General features: G+C 51.7%; 25 protein-coding genes. 13 read left to right on the top strand and 12 right to left on the bottom strand.

Annotation, left to right across the window (positions count from 1 at the left end; all coding sequences use genetic code 11):
- Positions 1-27: 27 nt before the first annotated feature.
- The 3 genes from NHAL_RS03170 (at position 28) to NHAL_RS20905 (ending at position 2,461) form a co-directional block, all read left to right on the top strand.
- Positions 28-1,275 (top strand): ribonucleotide-diphosphate reductase subunit beta, encoded by a 1,248-nt coding sequence (locus tag NHAL_RS03170; protein ID WP_013031720.1) that lies wholly within the window; start codon positions 28-30, stop codon positions 1,273-1,275.
- Positions 1,276-1,358: 83 nt separating this feature from the next.
- Positions 1,359-2,000: an MT-A70 family methyltransferase gene (locus NHAL_RS03165; RefSeq protein ID WP_013031719.1), complete on the top strand. Its 642-nt coding sequence runs from the start codon at positions 1,359-1,361 to the stop codon at positions 1,998-2,000.
- A gap of 119 nt (positions 2,001-2,119) precedes the next feature.
- On the top strand, positions 2,120-2,461 hold the full coding sequence (locus NHAL_RS20905) for a hypothetical protein (RefSeq protein WP_157862474.1): 342 nt from the start codon (positions 2,120-2,122) through the stop codon (positions 2,459-2,461).
- Positions 2,462-2,464: 3 nt separating this feature from the next.
- On the opposite strand, the gene NHAL_RS03155 is transcribed toward NHAL_RS20905, so the two are convergent.
- A complete protein-coding gene (locus tag NHAL_RS03155; protein WP_013031718.1) occupies positions 2,465-2,839 on the bottom strand; it encodes an exosortase system-associated protein, TIGR04073 family in 375 nt (124 codons plus the stop codon).
- A 183-nt stretch (positions 2,840-3,022) separates the two neighbouring features.
- Between NHAL_RS03155 and NHAL_RS03150 the strand changes: the two genes are divergently transcribed.
- From NHAL_RS03150 to NHAL_RS03135, 4 genes are all read left to right on the top strand, one after another.
- Positions 3,023-4,894: a lytic transglycosylase domain-containing protein gene (locus NHAL_RS03150; protein WP_013031717.1), complete on the top strand. Its 1,872-nt coding sequence runs from the start codon at positions 3,023-3,025 to the stop codon at positions 4,892-4,894.
- A 182-nt stretch (positions 4,895-5,076) separates the two neighbouring features.
- A complete protein-coding gene (locus NHAL_RS03145; protein WP_013031716.1) occupies positions 5,077-5,460 on the top strand; it encodes a hypothetical protein in 384 nt (127 codons plus the stop codon).
- 357 nt (positions 5,461-5,817) lie between these two features.
- The gene (locus NHAL_RS03140) at positions 5,818-6,723 is read left to right on the top strand and encodes an OmpA family protein (RefSeq protein WP_013031715.1); all 906 of its coding nucleotides are present in this window, start codon (positions 5,818-5,820) and stop codon (positions 6,721-6,723) included.
- Positions 6,724-6,861: 138 nt separating this feature from the next.
- Positions 6,862-8,211 (top strand): MATE family efflux transporter, encoded by a 1,350-nt coding sequence (locus NHAL_RS03135; RefSeq protein WP_013031714.1) that lies wholly within the window; start codon positions 6,862-6,864, stop codon positions 8,209-8,211.
- A 57-nt stretch (positions 8,212-8,268) separates the two neighbouring features.
- Here NHAL_RS03135 and NHAL_RS03130 read toward each other — a convergent pair whose 3' ends face one another.
- The 4 genes from NHAL_RS03130 to NHAL_RS03110 all read right to left on the bottom strand — a co-directional run bounded on the left by NHAL_RS03130 (position 8,269) and on the right by NHAL_RS03110 (position 10,496).
- Positions 8,269-8,565, bottom strand: a complete 297-nt coding sequence (locus NHAL_RS03130) for a PepSY domain-containing protein (RefSeq protein ID WP_013031713.1) — start codon at positions 8,563-8,565, stop codon at positions 8,269-8,271.
- Between the two features lie 440 nt (positions 8,566-9,005).
- Positions 9,006-9,434 carry a YqaA family protein gene (locus NHAL_RS03125; protein WP_013031712.1) on the bottom strand — a complete coding sequence of 143 codons (429 nt, stop codon included), beginning with the start codon at positions 9,432-9,434 and terminating at the stop codon, positions 9,006-9,008.
- A gap of 517 nt (positions 9,435-9,951) precedes the next feature.
- Positions 9,952-10,248 carry a type II toxin-antitoxin system RelE/ParE family toxin gene (locus NHAL_RS03115; RefSeq protein WP_013031710.1) on the bottom strand — a complete coding sequence of 99 codons (297 nt, stop codon included), beginning with the start codon at positions 10,246-10,248 and terminating at the stop codon, positions 9,952-9,954.
- A complete protein-coding gene (locus tag NHAL_RS03110) occupies positions 10,248-10,496 on the bottom strand; it encodes a type II toxin-antitoxin system ParD family antitoxin (protein ID WP_013031709.1) in 249 nt (82 codons plus the stop codon). Before NHAL_RS03110 ends, NHAL_RS03115 begins: the two co-directional genes overlap by 1 nt.
- Before the next feature lie 163 nt (positions 10,497-10,659).
- On the opposite strand from NHAL_RS03110, the gene NHAL_RS03105 reads away from it, so the two are divergent.
- The gene (locus NHAL_RS03105) at positions 10,660-11,223 is read left to right on the top strand and encodes a transposase (RefSeq protein ID WP_238985423.1); all 564 of its coding nucleotides are present in this window, start codon (positions 10,660-10,662) and stop codon (positions 11,221-11,223) included.
- Positions 11,224-11,316: 93 nt separating this feature from the next.
- On the opposite strand, the gene NHAL_RS03100 is transcribed toward NHAL_RS03105, so the two are convergent.
- Entirely contained in the window at positions 11,317-11,532 is a 216-nt protein-coding gene (locus NHAL_RS03100) for a hypothetical protein (RefSeq protein WP_203434355.1), read from the bottom strand.
- Between the two features lie 113 nt (positions 11,533-11,645).
- Between NHAL_RS03100 and NHAL_RS03095 the strand changes: the two genes are divergently transcribed.
- Entirely contained in the window at positions 11,646-12,869 is a 1,224-nt protein-coding gene (locus NHAL_RS03095; RefSeq protein WP_013031487.1) for an IS256 family transposase, read from the top strand.
- Here the strand turns inward: NHAL_RS03095 and NHAL_RS03090 are convergent.
- The 4 genes from NHAL_RS03090 to NHAL_RS03075 form a co-directional block, all read right to left on the bottom strand.
- Positions 12,830-13,105 (bottom strand): hypothetical protein, encoded by a 276-nt coding sequence (locus NHAL_RS03090; protein WP_203434354.1) that lies wholly within the window; start codon positions 13,103-13,105, stop codon positions 12,830-12,832. The genes NHAL_RS03095 and NHAL_RS03090 overlap by 40 nt on opposite strands.
- Positions 13,102-13,413, bottom strand: coding sequence for a nucleotidyltransferase domain-containing protein (locus tag NHAL_RS03085; protein WP_013031708.1), 312 nt, complete (start codon positions 13,411-13,413; stop codon positions 13,102-13,104). Before NHAL_RS03085 ends, NHAL_RS03090 begins: the two co-directional genes overlap by 4 nt.
- 177 nt (positions 13,414-13,590) lie before the next feature.
- Entirely contained in the window at positions 13,591-14,745 is a 1,155-nt protein-coding gene (locus tag NHAL_RS03080; protein WP_013031706.1) for an RNA-guided endonuclease InsQ/TnpB family protein, read from the bottom strand.
- Positions 14,723-15,337, bottom strand: coding sequence for an IS607 family transposase (locus tag NHAL_RS03075; RefSeq protein ID WP_013031705.1), 615 nt, complete (start codon positions 15,335-15,337; stop codon positions 14,723-14,725). Before NHAL_RS03075 ends, NHAL_RS03080 begins: the two co-directional genes overlap by 23 nt.
- A gap of 170 nt (positions 15,338-15,507) precedes the next feature.
- Here NHAL_RS03075 and NHAL_RS03070 point away from each other — a divergent pair, with 170 nt between their 5' ends.
- From NHAL_RS03070 to NHAL_RS03055, 4 genes are read left to right on the top strand one after another with little or no spacing between them, the layout of a single operon-like run.
- On the top strand, positions 15,508-15,822 hold the full coding sequence (locus NHAL_RS03070) for a nucleotidyltransferase family protein (protein WP_013031704.1): 315 nt from the start codon (positions 15,508-15,510) through the stop codon (positions 15,820-15,822).
- On the top strand, positions 15,810-16,235 hold the full coding sequence (locus NHAL_RS03065; protein ID WP_013031703.1) for an HI0074 family nucleotidyltransferase substrate-binding subunit: 426 nt from the start codon (positions 15,810-15,812) through the stop codon (positions 16,233-16,235). Before NHAL_RS03070 ends, NHAL_RS03065 begins: the two co-directional genes overlap by 13 nt.
- A gap of 52 nt (positions 16,236-16,287) precedes the next feature.
- Positions 16,288-16,551 (top strand): type II toxin-antitoxin system HicA family toxin, encoded by a 264-nt coding sequence (locus NHAL_RS03060; protein ID WP_338040068.1) that lies wholly within the window; start codon positions 16,288-16,290, stop codon positions 16,549-16,551.
- 3 nt (positions 16,552-16,554) lie between these two features.
- Complete coding sequence (locus NHAL_RS03055; RefSeq protein WP_013031701.1) at positions 16,555-16,953, top strand: type II toxin-antitoxin system HicB family antitoxin; 399 nt, start codon at positions 16,555-16,557, stop codon at positions 16,951-16,953.
- Between the two features lie 450 nt (positions 16,954-17,403).
- Here the strand turns inward: NHAL_RS03055 and NHAL_RS03050 are convergent, their stop codons facing one another.
- A complete protein-coding gene (locus NHAL_RS03050) occupies positions 17,404-17,613 on the bottom strand; it encodes a hypothetical protein (RefSeq protein WP_013031700.1) in 210 nt (69 codons plus the stop codon).
- Positions 17,614-17,841, bottom strand: coding sequence for a ribbon-helix-helix domain-containing protein (locus tag NHAL_RS03045; RefSeq protein WP_013031699.1), 228 nt, complete (start codon positions 17,839-17,841; stop codon positions 17,614-17,616).
- Positions 17,842-17,988: the final 147 nt, after the last annotated feature.

Below are 17,988 nucleotides of genomic sequence, written 5' to 3'. Positions count from 1 at the left end.
TCTTAGTCAATAATGAGGAGATCAAGGATGCTGAATTGGGACGACCCACTTGCAGGCGTTGATAGTCAAAAAACCCAACCTCAAAAATTGCCTCCCATCAGCGCGTACTCCAATGAGGGTGGGAAGGAGATGGAGGAGACACAAGATAACTCAAATGAAACATTGCTGACGGACAATCCAGAATCCCCTACAGCCACCGTCACTGGGACCGAAGCCGGCACGGGCGTTCTGGGGATTGAAAACATTGAAATGGGTGCGGCCCGGATTCAGGTGGATGATAAACGGATCATCAACTGCCGGGCGGATCTGAACCAGCTGGTGCCCTTTAAATACCACTGGGCCTGGGAAAAATACCTCAACGGCTGCGCTAACCACTGGATGCCGCAAGAAATTAACATGAACGCGGATATTGCCCTATGGAAAAGCGCCGATGGATTAACCGAGGATGAACGCACCATCATCAAACGCAATCTCGGTTTCTTCGTCACCGCCGACTCCTTGGTCGCTAACAATCTGGTATTGGCCGTCTACCGGCACATTACCAATCCCGAATGCCGCCAGTACCTGCTGCGTCAGGCTTTCGAGGAAGCGGTGCACACCCATGCCTACCAGTACTGCGTGGAGTCCCTGGGATTGGACGAAGGGGAAATTTTCAACATGTACCGGGAAGTGCCAGCCGTGGCCCGTAAAGCCGAATGGGCCCTGCCCTTCACCCAGTACTTGGCCGATCCCCAATTCCACACCGGTACCGACGAAAATGATCAGAAACTGTTGCGGGAACTCATCGCCTTTTATGTGATCTTCGAAGGCATCTTCTTTTACGTAGGATTCGTCCAAATTCTCTCCATGGGCCGCCGCAACAAAATGACCGGCACGGCTGAACAGTTCCAGTACATCATGCGCGATGAGTCCATGCATATGAACTTTGGCATTGATGTCATCAATCAGATCAAGATTGAAAACCCCCATCTGTGGACTGACTCCTTCAAACAAGAAACCATCCAAATGATCCGGGAGGCCGTGAGCCTAGAAACCCAATACGCTTATGACACCATGCCCCGTGGCGTGCTAGGCCTGAATGCCCCCATGTTTGACGAATACCTGAAGTTCATTGCCAATCGCCGCTGCGCCCAGATCGGACTGCCGGAACAGTATCCTGGCGCCAGCAATCCCTTTCCCTGGATGTCCGAGATCCTGGACCTCAAAAAAGAAAAGAATTTCTTTGAGACTCGGGTGACGGAATATCAAACCGGGGGCGCCTTGAAGTGGGATTAACTCAATCGATAGCGGGCTTTCAGCCCGCTATTTGATTTATTCCGGAATAAAAAAATATAAACCACGATTTTGGGAGACATTAGATGGCTTCCGGTTTGGTCGCCCCCCCCAAAAAATATAGGGTCATCTATGCCGATCCACCTTGGGCATTTAAAACCTATTCAAAAAAAGGAGTTGGCCGCAGCGCGGAAGCCCATTACGACTGTCTATCCATTGAAGAAATCTGCCGTATTCCCGTTAACGAATGGACGACCCCTGATGCCCTGCTCTTCCTCTGGGTGACCGACCCGCTGCTTCCCCAGGCCATGGAAGTGATCCAGGCCTGGGGATTCACCTATAAAACGGTAGGCTTTTATTGGGTGAAACTCAACAAGTCAGCCCAAATCGGCCAACTCTCCGAAAAGGATTTTTTTACGGGTTTAGGCTTCTGGACCCGGGCCAACCCGGAAATGTGCTTGCTGGCGACCAAGGGCCAGCCAAAACGGAAATCTGCCAGCGTCCGCCGCCTAATCATTTCTCCACGACGGGAACATAGCCGCAAACCGGATGAGGCCTACGAGCGCATCGAGCAATTAACCGATGGCCCCTATCTAGAAATGTTTGCCCGCCGGGCTCGATCAGGCTGGGACGGATGGGGGAATCAAACGGTTTTGTTTAACAAGGGCTCGGTCAACACCCGTCGAATCCCCTCTGACCTGAGAAAACACCCTCTAAAGGAAATTTGATGGCCATTGGGCCGGTGCGATAACCCAACAAAACACTCGGAATTAAGATAAGAAGCTGCTGGAAAATACCTTTATGGGTAGGGTGGGTTGAGCGTAGCGACCGATTCGCCGGGAGCGAATTGGGTCGTGCGCAGCACGCCCGCAGGGTGCAGGCCAGGGATGGCCTGCAACAAACCCACCGCTTCGCCGGGAGCACATTAGGACCTGCGAAGAATGCCCACAGGGAAGGGGCACATCACCGCTGTTCGTTGGTCTCCCTTTCCATGGTGCGCATCGCCGCGCTCTGCACACCCTACGCTGTCCTCAAAGTTTTCCAACAGCTTCCTAGGCACCTTGTGCTGCATCCAGCAAATAAAACTTATCCGGCCTACTTTTGGCTTCACACCCCACCCACCAGCGAATATCTCTTGGATAAAGCCTGTCGGCTAGATAAGGCGCCTTGCGCCCCATCCGGCAAATAAAACTTACTGCGCCACGCCGTAAGTCGTATCCCGATGAAAATCCTCAAAGATATAGGGAGGATGGATAATTTCAGAAGTCGGCACGAAAAAAGTGGCTAATTCCCCTGCCCCTACGAGCGTGCGTCCCAGGGTGTGGCCAATACCTTTCACCAATCCCCAGGTGACTCCAATACCCACATTACTATCCTGACTGGTATTCACTATATTTTTGGGGATTTCCACCCAACCAGTGGCCACATTGACTAATCCACGCCCCAGTTTTTCCCCTACCCTCTCTCCATAACCTTCTTCCGCTAGAGTCGGCGAAGCAACACCAAAAAGCAGAAAAAACAATAAAACAATGAACCCCATTGCATTAGGCGCTTTGTCATTAACCATTTTTACTCCTTTTGTCGAAGTTTTAGCAAAAGATAGCAAATTTTAGGTCGTACCCCAGCAAATAACTCAATTAGACAACCAGCAGTATAGGGTAAGATACCCAGGAATTATGCTTAAGTTTAGATAAAAAATTCATTAAAATAGCAACTTAATTATTTTTGCTCCCTTCATCAAACCGTCCAAATGAAAAAATGGCTTTCTACAGGTCTTGTGATTGGGCTGCTCGGGCTATCCCCGGGGAGCAATGCCAGTGAAATCCGGGTACCACTACAACTGGATCATGAGTTTCTCCGCCAAATTCTCATTAGGCAAGTATATACTGGCCCCCATCATACGGCGCAGATGTGGAATGAGGATAGCAGATGCAACTCTCTGGTACTTTCTAATCCTCAAATCAGTAGCGCGGGCCCGCAAATTCGCCTGCTTAGTGAAGGAAAAGCCAAAATTGGAACCCCTATCGGCAATCGCTGCATTCCGCTCCTAGATTGGAAAGGGATGATTGAGGTATTCCAAGAACCTGTGCTTGGGCCCCAATTGGCTACAGTCAGTTTCCGAACCGTTAAATCAAATATTTACAATCCTCAAGGGGGTAAAAATCTCACCACAGGTAAACTGTGGGATGGAGTAAAAAAATATGTCCATCCCAAGCTTTCACAGGTGCGGATTAACCTCCACCCCCTGTTGGCAGAGCTGCGAAGCTTGCTACCCCTTGTGTTACCCCAGCAAGAGGGACCTCAAATTCAAACCACGCTTCACTCGCTCGCACTGACCGAAGCACAAACCACCCCGGCCGGTATGAGGGTCACATTGGGTTTTACACTCCCGGATCTCAGCCATCCCCAAACACCGACCTCTCCCGAACCTGCCCTCTCGCCCGCAGAATTGCAACGCTGGAAAACAACCTGGCGGCACTGGGATGCGTTTCTCACTTTTGTCATCAAACATGCAGCAGCCGAAAGCACGCTAAAAGAACTTCGCCTCACTCTCTTGGAAATCCTATTGGATGCCCGTCATGATATTGGGAAGGCCCTCACCTCCTCGACCCCAGGAACCCCTGATCCCATACGTGCCCTATTTCTAAGCACCTGGGAGCGCTTGTCCCCGGTGTTGCGCCGCCTCACCCTGAACATGTCCAATGAAAGAGCCCTGCGCTACTTGACCTTTATTACCGCCAGCGATGCCCTAAAAATCATTGATCAACTTCGTCCTGTATCCGGCCTTGACATTTCCACCGACGGATTGCGCCGACTAGCGCGGACCATTGCTCCCCAAGAACAGCAGGACCCCCTCTCTTACAGTTTTAAAGTCGATCCCAGTCTGCGTCGATCGTTTGGGCTGGGCCCCCCTCTACCCCCACCCCAGGAAAATCCCGATCTCGGCCTAAGCCATTGGTTTTGGCGAAGCGCTTGGGCTGCCAGCGACATTGATCAGTCGCTGATTGCCCGGCTAAACCAATGGGCGCCCACCTCCCGCGATATTGGCACCTATCTACCCATAGTCCACCAACTTTTGGATCAAACCACCCACCACTTACTCCACCGGCGCCAATTAGAACCCCAAATGCAATCATTATATCGTTGGCTCCTGCTCGCCACCGCCTGGCAAGAAAGCTGTTGGCGCCAGTTCATCAAGCAAGGAGACAGCATCCAACCGATTCGTTCTCATGCCGGTTCAGTAGGTCTGATGCAGGTCAACCAAAATGTTTGGCGAGGTTTTTACGACGTTAACGGTTTGAATCAGAATATTGCCTACAACACCAAAGCAGGTGGCGAAATCTTGATGCACTATCTGGTCGATTACGCCATTAGAAAAGGCGAGCATAAAAAAACAGATAATTTCCATAACCTGGCCCGGGCGGCTTATGCTGCCTATAATGGAGGACCTAGACACCTGAGCCGTTACCGTAAGGCGAACACGCCCAAATCCTTGCGCAGGATAGATGCGTTCTTCTGGGATAAATATCAAACCATCAAACAAGGCAACGAATTGGCTGTTGCCCAGTGCTTTGGTGTAGAAGCCTCCTCCTTGCAATCTCCACCAGGGACGAGGAAATAAAAAAGCTTGGCGACAAACCTTCCCTTGAAGATAAAAGTGGTGTGACGCTCAACAATTTTTTTTTGAAAGTTAAAAAATAACAAAATACGCCGATCATTTTTACACTAGTTGCAAAATCTACCTGAGATCAAAATTTTTCCCTTCTTTTTTTAACGGGATTTATCGAATAGGATTGAGTACTCATGGATATTTTTATCGGGGTTCTTATCGGTGGCCTGATTGCAAGCATTGCACCCGTGACAACCATTATTGCCGATCATCTACGATGGCGGCGTGAAACCAAACTCATGCACTTGAAAACCGAGCGGGATAAGCTCGAGCAGCGGTTTAGGGAAACCCTGGAGCAGCTTTCCAAGGCAATGGCACGGAATAGCTATCCTGCTGAGATGACCTCGGACATCATGATCATGCTGCCAAAGGAAGTTTCCGATCAATATTTGGCGTTTCTAGAAGAAAAAGACAAATCGACACCCAAATGCCGCCAAGCCTACCTGGATATAGCCGCTGTCATGAAAAAATCCTTGGCCAATATTGAGCAGCAAATAGAAGCCTTGGTAGCAGACTAATTCTACATATAACCTCTTTACAATTTTTTTGCCACTGAAAAACGATGACTCTCTTTCCATAACATCCACGTTGGAACATTATACGGTTGTTGGAAAATCTCTTTAGGGGTGGGTTGAGTGCAGCAAGACCCACCACTGTTCGCTGAATTCCCTTTCTATGTGGATGATGCCTATTGCTGGGCTCTGCACGCCCTATACTGACAGCAAATCTTTTTCACCACTCCTGACGCTTTTCCTATAACAATTTGTCATTGATATTGAATAGCCTATATATGTTATTTGAACTAGACTAGAATTTAGAAACCAGGTAAAACTTGAATGACTCTTAGCAACAAAAATTAAGGAGGGGAGGGAAGTATGAATAATAAAAAAATCATCGCAACCATTGCAACGGTTGTGCCAATATTATTTACAGCTGACATATCAGCACAATCAAGCGATCAGCCCCTATATGCACCCTATGAAGGCTGGCCGCCCTGTGCCGTCATGGAGGCCGCAGGAGAGACCATGCCCGATGGCCAAGTGGTCACGGGGGTTATCTGCCGCTCCAATCCCTTTATTCCAGATAGCGATAACGACGGGGTTCCAGATGATACCGATCAATGCCCCGGAACACCTGAAGGGGTAGAAGTGGATACCGTGGGCTGCCCCCTAGATAATGACAACGACGGGGTACCGGATTATCTCGACCAATGCCCCGACACCCCGGTAGGCGTGGCGGTAAATAGCGAAGGCTGTCCCCTAGACAGTGATGGTGACGGGGTACCGGACTATCTTGACCAATGTCCCGACACCCCCCCAGGCGTGGCGGTAAATAGCGAAGGCTGTCCCCTAGACAGTGATGGCGATGGGGTGACCGATGATGTAGATCAGTGCCCCGACACCCCTGCTGGCGTTGAAGTAGACGAAGTAGGCTGTCCCGAACCTGTTGTCCTTGAGGGAGGAGTCCATTTCGCATTTGATTCCGCCAAACTGACCCCAGAAGCACGTGACATATTGGATGAGACGGCGGATTCTCTGCGTACTCATCCCGATCTAGAGGTCACTATTGAAGGCCATACTGACAGTGTGGGTAACGCCGACTATAACAAGCGTCTTTCCCAATTGCGCGCTGAAGCCGCCATGAACTACTTAGTTTCCCAGGGCGTCGATCAGTCTAGGCTGGAAGCGGTAGGATATGGGGAAGCACAACCCATTGCCTCCAATAAAACCAAAGAAGGTCGGGCACAAAATCGCCGGGTCGAACTCCATACCCATGACTAATGATTAAATCATTAAAGTAGTTGATGAGGGCCTTTTGAGGCCCTCATCTTCTTTTGCCCAAGTTGGTTCGCGGATACAAGCTATGGTAACGTTATTTTTCTATAGAAAATACCCATTCACTAATCACGACACACCACCATGGCAAAGCACGAGGGCCAGGCGCAACCGTACCTAGAGCCCCTTCCTCCTATCGGTCTTCGACCGCTTCTTGCACTTGCCATTCCCAGTGCTGTTTTCGCTTTTCTCACCAACGGTTTTCGGATCGTCGACCAATATTTTATTCAAGGCGTGTCCGTCGAGGCCCAAGCAGCCATCGGCTCCTCCGCCTTCGTTCTTATTTTTACCTACGCCACTTTTGAAGTGTTTGCGGCAGGGGCAGGCCCTCTCATCGCTCGGGCGACGGGTGCCCATGATCCCCTAGCCCGTCGAACATTGCTCGGCGAAGCCATCTACGGCGCCCTCCTCCTGACCATGCTTTTAATGGTCCTGGGGACCCTGGGGGCACCGATGATTACCCATACCTTGGGTCTTGAGGGCCAATCAGCCATCGAATGCACTCGCTATCTTCGCACCCTTTTTTTAACGATACTGCCCCTGGTGCTGACCCCCTTAGTCGACCAAACTTTTATTAGCATGGGTTCGGCCCGACCACCATTGCTACTCCATACCCTTTCCCTAGGCCTGAATATTATTTTGACCCCGCTGCTCATCCATGAGGCGGGACTTGGCATTGTCGGCGCCGCCCTAGCTTCCAATATCGCCCGTGGCATTGGGGTCGGCATTGGCTTGATATTGCTCAAGCGGATAACAGGATTAACCTTCGAAGATCTCAAACCCCGAGGACAACTCCGCCGGATCATGCGCATCGGCACCCCCATGGCGCTAGGAACGGCCTTTTTTGCCATTGTCTATTGGGGACTGCTGAAAACTTCCGTCTCGCCACTGGGGACTCATGTCAACGCGGCCCTGGGAATTGGCTTTTCCGCCCTGGAGGGGTGCACCTGGCCCCTCTTCCATGGGCTCTCCCTCGGCGCCGCCTCTCTCGCCGGCCGTTACCTGGGAGCCCGCCGGCCCGATCTTGCCCGCCGGACCTTCCACATGGCGCTGCCCCTGGCCACCCTGCTGGGCCTCGCGGCTTCCCTAATATTTTTCTTTGCGGGTGAAGCTCTGACTGCCCTTTTTACCGACGACATTGCCGTTCATCGGGCGGCCACGGAGTATGCGGTGATCCTGGCCGCTTCTCAGCTTTTTCTGGCCTGGGAGGCCCTGAGTGAAGGCATTCTCGCCGGTGCCGGCGATACCCGGACGGTATTTTGGTACAGCACCCCTTTCAACTTGATTCGGGTCCCACTGGCCTGGTTATTCGCTTTTCCCATGGGTTTTGAAGCCTCTGGGATCTGGTGGGCCATCAATGTCACCACCTACGCCAAAGCCCTATTCAAAGGGTGGGCCGTGTGGCAAGGACGCTGGACGACTATTGAGCCTTGATGCTGGGGGGAACAATAATCAGGCCGGTTGGCTCAAAAGAGCCGACCGGCAAACAGCTCAGGACTCCGGCTCTGATTTTAGCTTCTTACCGGTGGAAGCGTCGTAATAAACTTCCCACTTCTTGCCATCCTTGTCCTTAACCTCGACTTCCCAGACCATCTTCCCCTCCTCTTTTTCTCGCTCAACCGCAATGATTTCACCAGGATAATCAGCGCGGACCTTTTCAATGATCTGCTCTATAGCAAGAAAACCTTCAGCGGCCGGGGTAGATTGCTGTCCATAGGACTGCCCCGCACCCAAGGTTGTCAGGCCAACAAAAACAGCCAGGGGGATTAATTTTTTGCCCTTCATCATGGTTTTACTCCTGTAGTAGTCAGCCATACATCGCCCACTGAATACGCTCCGCCCTATGGGGCAAAGCTTTATACCCTTAATAGATATAGCGTTTCCCCGATAGGAAAGATACGGTCAAAGGGTTCTGCTGAGTCAATATTCGTGCCTTGTTTATTCGGGAAACGCCATCACTAACGGTGTCATACCTGAATCTATCTCTTTCCTTAATTTAAGCAATTTCCGGAACAGAGGCCTCCTTCTTATCCTCCCCCTTGGAGGGAGGAGGAAATATTGACCTTGGCGCTAAGGTAAGTGCCCCAGCGAAAGTTCTGAGAGTTTTGTTTTCCTGGCCTCTCATCCCTCCCCTTCGTGCGCACAGCGCACACTACTTGTTGGCTTGTAGGGGGGCGCGAAAACAACCACATTACCCCCCAAAATTTTTGCCAAGATACTCCCTCCATTTAACCTGTCACACTCCACAGCGCTGCGTAGCGGGCACACTTACCCACGGCGATGAAAGCAAGGGCTAAAAGCAAATTTAAGCGCAGCCAACCGGCAACAAAACATAGCGGATCGCCAATCACGGGGACCCAAGACCAAAGTAAGCTGAGAGGGCCATATTTATGGAGCCAACGAGAGGCCCGCTGGTGAGCAGGTTTCTCCAGCGCCCGCATGGGATAACGTCGCGCCAGCAACCGGCCCATCCCCAGTGTCACCATACCCCCCAAAGTGTTGCCGAGAGTGGCTATCCCAATTAACAACGATGGAGAATGGACATTCTCTGCTGCCAATAAGGCAAACACCACCTCCGAGCCTCCCGGCAACAGCGTTGCCGCCAAAAAGCTACTCCCAAAGAGGCTCCAAAGATCTAAATGAGCTGGAAAATTCAATATTAGGATTCTCGCCGATTCAACTTTACGACCATGGAATCGTCAAATCACTCCTGAGGCAGCGAACCCACATCAAGGAAGCATAAAAACTTGGGTAATGGTAATGGCTTGACGAAGCCATATTAGCTAACTAACGTGACTAAGCACAAATATTGAAGTTCCCTTCCATGATTCAAGTTAGCATACACGAAGTCAAAACCCATCTTTCATCCTAATTTCGATGCCCCCATCGAGGATTACCGGAGGTCGTGTTTTAAATGGGGAGAATTGAGCAAATGAAGGGGAGGCTAAGCCTATCCGTTGCGGGCAATGACCTTGCCGGAAACGGCCTCAAGGCCTTATTGATGCGCGCCCTTCGGGCCTCCTGCGGAGGCCCCAATTCGCTCCCGGCGAATCGGTCCGGCCTACTAGGAGGCGCTCATAAACTGCTCGTAGGCCGGATTAAGCGTCGCGTATCCGGCAAAACAATAGGGGAAATGGCCTCTATTTCATACTAGCCATAATCCCGCCTTGGGTTTCACCCGTTAAAATAATTCAGAATATCCATATCCTGATGGGGAATACCGATAATATCAATGCCATCCTCACGTAGGAGATAAAAAACCAGATGCGAGCCTTGGGGAAAGCAATAATAGCCTTCCTCTATATCAGGCCGGTGCTTTCCCAGACACGGATTTTCCGCCAGCCAGGCAAAGCGTTGATCAAGATTTTTCAGATAAATATCGCGTTGTTGCTTGCCCCAGATTTTGAGCGTATAGCGCCCGATATTTTTCAAATCCGCTTTCGCCCGTGGTGTAATCCTGTAACCGGGCATCAGATTTCCTGATCTAACTCGGTAATCACCGCCTCGATGGAATAGTTTTCGACAAACTCACCGCGCTGCGCCTGCGCCTCCCCTTGCCCTAAATGTGCCCGTAGCGCGTCCAGCTTGCTTCTCCTCTCTTCCAGCAAGCGCAGCGCATCGCGTACGACTTCACTGGCGGAACCGTAGCGCCCGCTCGCCATTTCGTTCTTAATGAAGGTTTCCCAATGCTCTCCAAGGCTTAAACTGGTATTGGCCATGATTGCTACCTTGTATATTCATATCTAATAAATATGAATATACTCTGTCTGGTCATATCTGCCAACAAAAAACTAGCTTGCGCCGCAAAAGGAGGCGCTATATGTCGGCAGATCTGCTGACTGGCCGTACTTCAGCCTCCAGCGGGCAACCTTTAAAGGCGGGATGCGCGTTTCCGGCAATCCCAAGTACACCAAGCAGTACGAAGCGAAGCTGGCCTATCTGCAGGGTAAGCTGGCGAAGAAGCAGAAAGGTTCCCATAACCGCAACAAACTGCGGCTGAAGGTGGCCCGTATGCACACTAAAATAGCTGACTGCCGTCGGGACGCCACCCACAAGGCGACTCGCACACTGATCAACGAAAACCAAGTCGTGTGCGTTGAATCTCTTGCGGTGAAGAACAGGATCAAACACCCCCGGCTTGCCAAGCCCATAGCCGATGCCCATTGGGGTGAGTTTGTCCGTCAACTGAAGTACAAGGCGCAGTGGGTAGGGCGAACCGTAGTCGAGATCGACCGCGGGTTCCCCAGCTCCAAGCGTTGCCCCACCCCAGGGTGCGGATATATCAACGAAACGCTGCCGCGGGAGGTCCGTGAATGGCGCTGTCCCTCGTGGGGGACTGTCCATGACCGCGACATCGCAGCGGCGATCAATATCAAAACCGCCGGGCTGGCGGGGTTAGCCTCTGGAGCGACTGGAACGGGGGCGACAACAGGCGTTGTCGCCTAGGGAAGGCGTGTTGAACCAGGAAAGTTCTTGGAGTGATCCAACAACCCTCGCCCGACTGGGCCGGGAGAAGTCAGCCCCTTTTTTCTACCCAAATCAGGCCATCCCTCGCGCTTGAAGAAAGGTCCGCCAATGGCGGTACAGCGCGGCCAATGCACCGGCTGCCTCCACTGCGGCAAGCAAATTGGCCAAACGGCGCTGGGGCTGATCGGGATATTCATGGGCAAGCCGATTGCGAATTTCCCTCCCGACGAACCAATCGGTGGCACTGAGCACATGCAGCTTTTCCAAGCGGTCGAGCCGGTCACGCATGGGCCACTCCTCGAAAGGTTCGCCCAAAGCAGCCAAGGTCGCCGGCACGAGAGGGGGTGTACAAATAACTGTGTAACTGGTGATCTGTAATTAACAACAAGGAGAAAGCACTGATGACCAGTATTGAAAAAAAGACCGATGAGTTGCTGGATGAACTTCTGAAGGAGTGCAATAGCCCGAAAGAGGTTCTGGGCGAGCATGGGTTATTGAAGCAGCTGAGCAAGCGCTTGGTGGAGCGGGTTTTGGAGGCTGAGCTGACTGAGCACCTAGGGTACGCGCCCCATGCTCAGGAAGGTCGGGGCAGTGGCAACAGCCGCAACGGCAAGAGCAAGAAGCGGGTTCAGAGCGAGGCGGGGCAATTGGAAATCGAGGTGCCACGGGACCGCAATGGGAATTTTGAGCCGCAATTGGTCAAGAAACGTCAGCGTCGGCTGGAGGGCTTTGATGAGAAGGTGCTAGCGCTGTATGCCCGGGGGCTCTCGACCCGAGAGATTGAGGCGCAGCTGGAAGAGCTCTATGGGGTGGAGGTCTCCCCGGCGCTGATTTCCCAGGTGACCGATGCGGTGTTGGAGGAGGTGCGGGCCTGGCAAAGCCGGCCCCTATCGGCCGTCTATCCCATCCTATATTTTGATGCCTTGTTTGTGAAATCACGCCAGGAGGGCATGGTGAAAACGAAAGCAGTGTACTTAGCCCTGGGGGTCAATCTAGAGGGAGAGAAAGAGCTGTTAGGGATGTGGATGAGTGAAAACGAAGGGGCTAAATTCTGGCTGTCGGTATTCAATGAGCTGAAAAACCGGGGGGTCGAGGATTGCTTTATTGCCTGCGTGGACGGGCTCAAGGGCCTGCCTGAGGCCATCGAGGCGGTGTTTCCACAGGCCCAGGTTCAGCTGTGCATCGTGCACAAGGTGCGCGGCTCGCTGAAGTATGTCCCCTGGAAACAGCGCCGGGCCGTGGCGGCCGACCTGCGGGCCATCTATGGCGCCGCGACCCTGGCCGAGGCCGAACAGGCCCTAGAGCGCTTCTCAGCGCGTTGGGATGAGACATATCCGGCCATCAGCCCCAGCTGGCGGGCCGATTGGTCACGGCTGACGGTCTTCTTTGATTACCCACCCCAGATCCGGCGAGCCATTTATACCACCAACGCCATCGAATCCTTGAACTATTCACTACGAAAAGTCTTGAAAAACCGGGGCGCTTTTCCCACGGATGAAGCCATTTTCAAGGTGCTCTATCTGGCCCTGAACAATATCACCAAAAAATGGACTCAACCCATTCGGGACTGGAAGGCCGCCCTCAATCAATTCGTCATCCTCTTCGCTGAGCGGATGCCCAAGTGAAAATTAGTTACACAAAAAACTTGACACCCTCGCACGAGACGCATCCCCAAGGCATCCTGGAGCTTCATAAAACGAAATAGCACCTGATCCGCAATCCTCATGCGGTGGGGATCCCCTTCAATCTCATCGAGGTTGGCCACCTCCCCATAGGCCGCCCAACTTGCCATCGCCTGCTCCAGAACCGCTAGATGCCGATCCGCCTCCCAAAGCGCCGATTCCAGCCTCGTCCTCGTCATGCTTTCTCCAGGGGCAGGGCCTGCGACCGTACCGTTTGCACGAACTCGTCCTCTTCGCCAGGCTCGGCCAACACCACATCTAGCTTGCGTTCTCCCAATCGACGCCATACTTGGGCTACGAAACGCGCGCGGATTCTAGCAGCTTCCTCGGCGGACAACGATTCAGGAAGCTCAATCAATAAGTCGATATCACCTCCCCGACGCAAGTCATCCGTTCTTGAACCAAACAGAAGCACGCGTGCCTCGGGACCAAAACATTCCCGTGCCGCCTCAACCAATACACGCTGTTCAGATACTGTCAGCCGCATCACTCAACCCTGGCGCTCCACATTATCTCCTTATCACAACTTTAATAGCCCGTTCAATAAAGGATAACCATACTCCCCCATCTGCTCCACCCCGAACTTCAAGAACCAAGCCCCGTCTATTCCCATCCTGCTACCGCTCATAAAAGTCTAGGATAATCTCTGAAAACCTAGCCTTATTCACACCGTCAACACCGACGCCGCTAGCGCGGTCTTACTCGACTCTTGTGTGCGTTTTACGTCTGGCTTGAGCGTGTCCCGACGATACTGATTTAAATTGATCGCGGCATTGAGATCGCGGTCTATGGTCAATCCGCAATCACACGCCAACGCTCTATCCGCCAGCGTGATGTCATGGAGTTGACCGCAACCTGAGCACATCTTGCTGGAGGGAAAAAACCTATCCACCCGTTCAACCGTGCAGCCACGAAGATAGGCTTTGTATTCGATAAACTGCCGCAACATAGCAAATCCTGCATCCACTATTGACCGGGCAAGTTTGCGGTTTTTAACCATGCCTTTGACGTTGAGATCTTCTAGGGCAATCCGGTCATAGCTTGCCGTGAGTTGATGGCTCAGCTCATGGAGCACGGCGCTCCTTTGTTTGGCTATCCGGTAGTGCAACTTCGCTAACCGCTGCTTGGCTATCGCTCGGCGGTTAGAGCCTTTCTTCTTCCTGGATAGATGGCGGCTCAATCGCTTGAGTTTCTTAAGACTCCTTTTTAGTTTGTTATTGGCGGGGAAAACTTGACCGTCTGAGGCAACGGCCAATGATTTAACACCGAAATCAACGCCCACAGAAGGCGCTCTGTTTTGGCTGTAGTCTTTGTAGTCTTCGGTGTCCACCAAGATAGAGGCAAAATATTTGCCCGCTCGCTTACTGATCGTGACTTGCTTAGGCGTTCCTTCAAACCGCAACCGCTGCCGCATCGGGATAAGCGTTTTCAGCTTTTCAATGCTTAGCTTGCGGCCCTTGACTTCAAATTTAGTCCGCTCACGTAGGGCGAAACTATCGTTAATATCCTTTTTCTTGAACTTTGGAAAACCAGGCTTCTCTCCCTTCTTCACCCGCCTAAAAAAGTGCTTAAAAGCATTGTCCAGATCATCAATGGCGTTACGCGTCACCCGGCTTGAGACTTCGTTATACCAGGGGAACTCAGGCCGAATAACCTTAATGTAGTGCTGATAAGCCGCCGCCTTGCTCCACTTATTCTCATCTTTAGAGAAGTGCTCCAGCAGCTTGTTATAACAGTGCCGCCTAGACCCGCACGCCTTACCTAAATACGCGGCTTGGCTGATAGAGGGCCGCAACTCAATCTTGTGTGCTAGTAACATGCTTTAGCGCCTCTACCGTCTGCTGGTGTTTTCTGCTTCGGCTTCCATACAGCCGGGCTGAAAATACCGTGATGATCTCCAAAACATCTTGGGCTAGCTCTTCCTCAAAACTAGGCTGCTCACCTTTATGGATAATCACAATCTCAATGCCTTGAATTTCGCAGAGGGTAAAAATTAACTCTGCGCCAAACCTTAATAGCCGGTCTTTGTGAGTAATCACTAGCCGCCGCATCTTTCCCCGTAGAATAAGCTCAACCAGCCTGTTTAAGCCTTTCTTGCGGTCATTCATCCCTGAACCGAGATCTTTAATAATCTCGGATTTCCACCCTTTGGCCGCACAGTAAGCCTCTAGCATGGCATGCTGACGCCCAAGCTCTTCCTTTTGCTCATCGCTGCTGACACGGGCATAGCAAACCGTTGGGCTGCTCTCATTCGCCAGCCCTAGCAAATCCGCTACAGCGTAATAACGGGTCCCGCCTTTGGTTTTTCTGGCGGGTAACAGCTCCCCCGATGCTTCCCATTTCCTGAGCGTATCTGGGGTAGTGCCTAGCAGCTTAGCGGCTTCACCAATTTTTACTAATCTCTTTTTTATTTTTATAAATTAGCAGAGATTATAATAAATCTTAATACTCACAGTTAAAACCCCCAAATAGGCTATTTGGCGAAAAGCGGGCCGATAACATATCCTCAAACTTAGGATATGCGGAACATAGGCTTTATTATTGATGAATTCAAAATTTTCAGACCATACAAACAGCGATAATGAATCCCCCCCCGAAAAAAGCCCCCCAATGGGACATCGCAGAAGCTCAACGAATCGTGCAAGAAAAACTAGGTGGAATAAAGGCGGATATCTACTTATTTGGCTCTAGGGCAGACGGAACCATGGGCCGCTACTCGGATATCGATATTGGCATAGACCCCCATTACCCGTTACCCACGAGTTTGCTTGCGGAAATTCGAGAAGCTCTCGAGGAAAGCCAAATCATCTATCATGTGGATCTTGTCGATCTTTCACAGGCCTCCGAAACATTCCGCCGGCGTGTCCTCGAAAAAGGTGTGCAATGGAAAGGTTAAGACAAAGAATTGGCACCGCCCGTAAAGCGCTTTCACAGTTTGAAAAACTGGCTGATCTACCTCAGCCTAACGATATCGAGCGTGATGCCGGCATACAACGCTTTGAATTTAGCTTCGAGGCAGTTTGGAAGACCGCCCAGCGGTACCTCCAAGTCGTGGAGGGAATAGATGTGGCATCCCCGAAGACGGTCATTAGAGCCTCCCTGCAAGCAAGTCTTTTCGATGAGGCTGAATCACGCCTTGCGCTGCAAATGGCAGACGACCGTAATCTCACCTCCTATACATATAATGAGGCTCTTGCTAAGAAGATATTCTCCCGCCTAGGTGCCTATCATAAGCTCCTGCGCAACTGGCTAAATCGCATGGAAAAAAGACTTGACAAAAGTAGCGTGCACCGTGCGCACGATCACTAAACAAAGGCATGACTATTTTAAAATAGCACCATGCTGCTACCACTATTATGCTATGCACACGATAAGCCAAAATCCAAACATCATTCCAGGCTACGGAAGCCCTCGGGGTTATGTAGAATTACACAATATGAATAGCACGGAACTGATACAGCGGCTGGAGCGCGAAGGGTGGAAGCGAGTAGGTGGCAAGGGAGATCATATGAAGTTCAAACATCCTGTGAAACACAATCATGTGGTCGTACCACATCCGCGCAAGGATATCCCTATCGGCACGCTACGCAATATCTACCGGCAAGCTGGATGGAAGTGGAGGTAAGACATGTTGTATCCGGTCTATATTCATCCAGGTGATAATAAGCATGCCCACGGAGTAACCTTTCCGGATTTCCCCGGATGTTTCTCTGCGGCTGATTCCTGGGAGGAACTGCCCGCCAAAATTCAGGAGGCAGTAGAGCTGTATTTCGAGGGAGAGACAATGGAGATCCCACCTCCCACACCGCTGGAGGAATTGGTGCAGCGCCCAGAATTCGAGGGCGGTGTGTGGATGATGGTGGATATTGATTTCTCCCGCGTACGCCCCAAGGCGGTGCGCATCAATATCTCTCTGCCCGAAGCCTTGGTGCGCCGCATCGATGAATATGCAAAGGCACACCAGATGAGCCGTTCCGGATTTCTGGCAAAGGTCGCCGAAGAGGCAATGCGTAAGAAGCACAACTAAACCGGCGGTATTCTGTCTTACGACCACATAAACGTAGCGCGGTGAAACAGCACCCAGAGCCACAAAAGTTAAGTGGCACAATAGGCCTAAGAAGCCTGAATTCAGGCTAAGCGATGGATGTCTCCGGTTGTTAGTAAGCTGAGGGGGACAAGAGGGCGAATGTCGGTTTCATTCCCGTTTAAATGAACAACGTTCTTTAATTAAAATGCCCCCCTCATCCTCACCTTCTCCCCTGGCGGGAGAGGGGACGGAAAAGAGCATCCTGCCTTCGCCTACGTGGGTGCTGTGAGGCCACAATCTCCTCTGGTCTCAAATGCCTTCTGTAGGGGCGGCTTCAGCCGCGCCCCCTTGGAGCCCCGATGCACATTTTGTTCGCGGCTGAAGCCGCCCCTACAACCGCTCCGACAAGAATCTAAACGCAGTGTTTCCTGCAATAATGAGCCCATGTAGTTATCCAGAACTCAGGTTAAGAAAGCTAGCCATGGGGGGGTGCCACATCCTTGCAAGAATATCCCTATCGGAACGCTGCGCAACATACACCAGCATGTAGCGTGCGCCATGCGCACGAAGAGGAGGGATGAGAAACCAGAAAAACAAAACCCCTTTTGGAGAGAGGATGGCCGCAATCAGAACACCGGGATCGAGCACGGCCCAGAGCATCTACCTCTGCCTGCGCTCGGCGTGGATTTCCCGATAAGCCAGAACCAGGGCTTGATCTTCGTCCAGCTCACTGCGAGCCCCAATGGTGCGAATACTTTCTAACCCCAGATAGCGCCGCAAGGCTTCTTCCACGATTTGGTATTCGCGCCGACCAGAGCGTGCAGCCATGACCTTGGTCGCCCGCAGAAGATCTTCATCCAGGTAAACCGTCGTTTTCTTTTTTCCCATCTTTCAATTTTCACAGAAAAAAGGTCAAACTCCTCTGCATCCTAGCTTCCCGGGTTTCGATGCAAAGGGCATCGTGGGACGTTTCAAAAAGCACCGCAGGCCGGATTAAGCATCGCGTATCCAGCAAAATCCGGATAGCACTCCAGT

This window comes from Nitrosococcus halophilus Nc 4, from assembly GCF_000024725.1.
Lineage (GTDB): Bacteria > Pseudomonadota > Gammaproteobacteria > Nitrosococcales > Nitrosococcaceae > Nitrosococcus > Nitrosococcus halophilus.
This window is presented reverse-complemented; position numbering and strand designations above follow the sequence as displayed.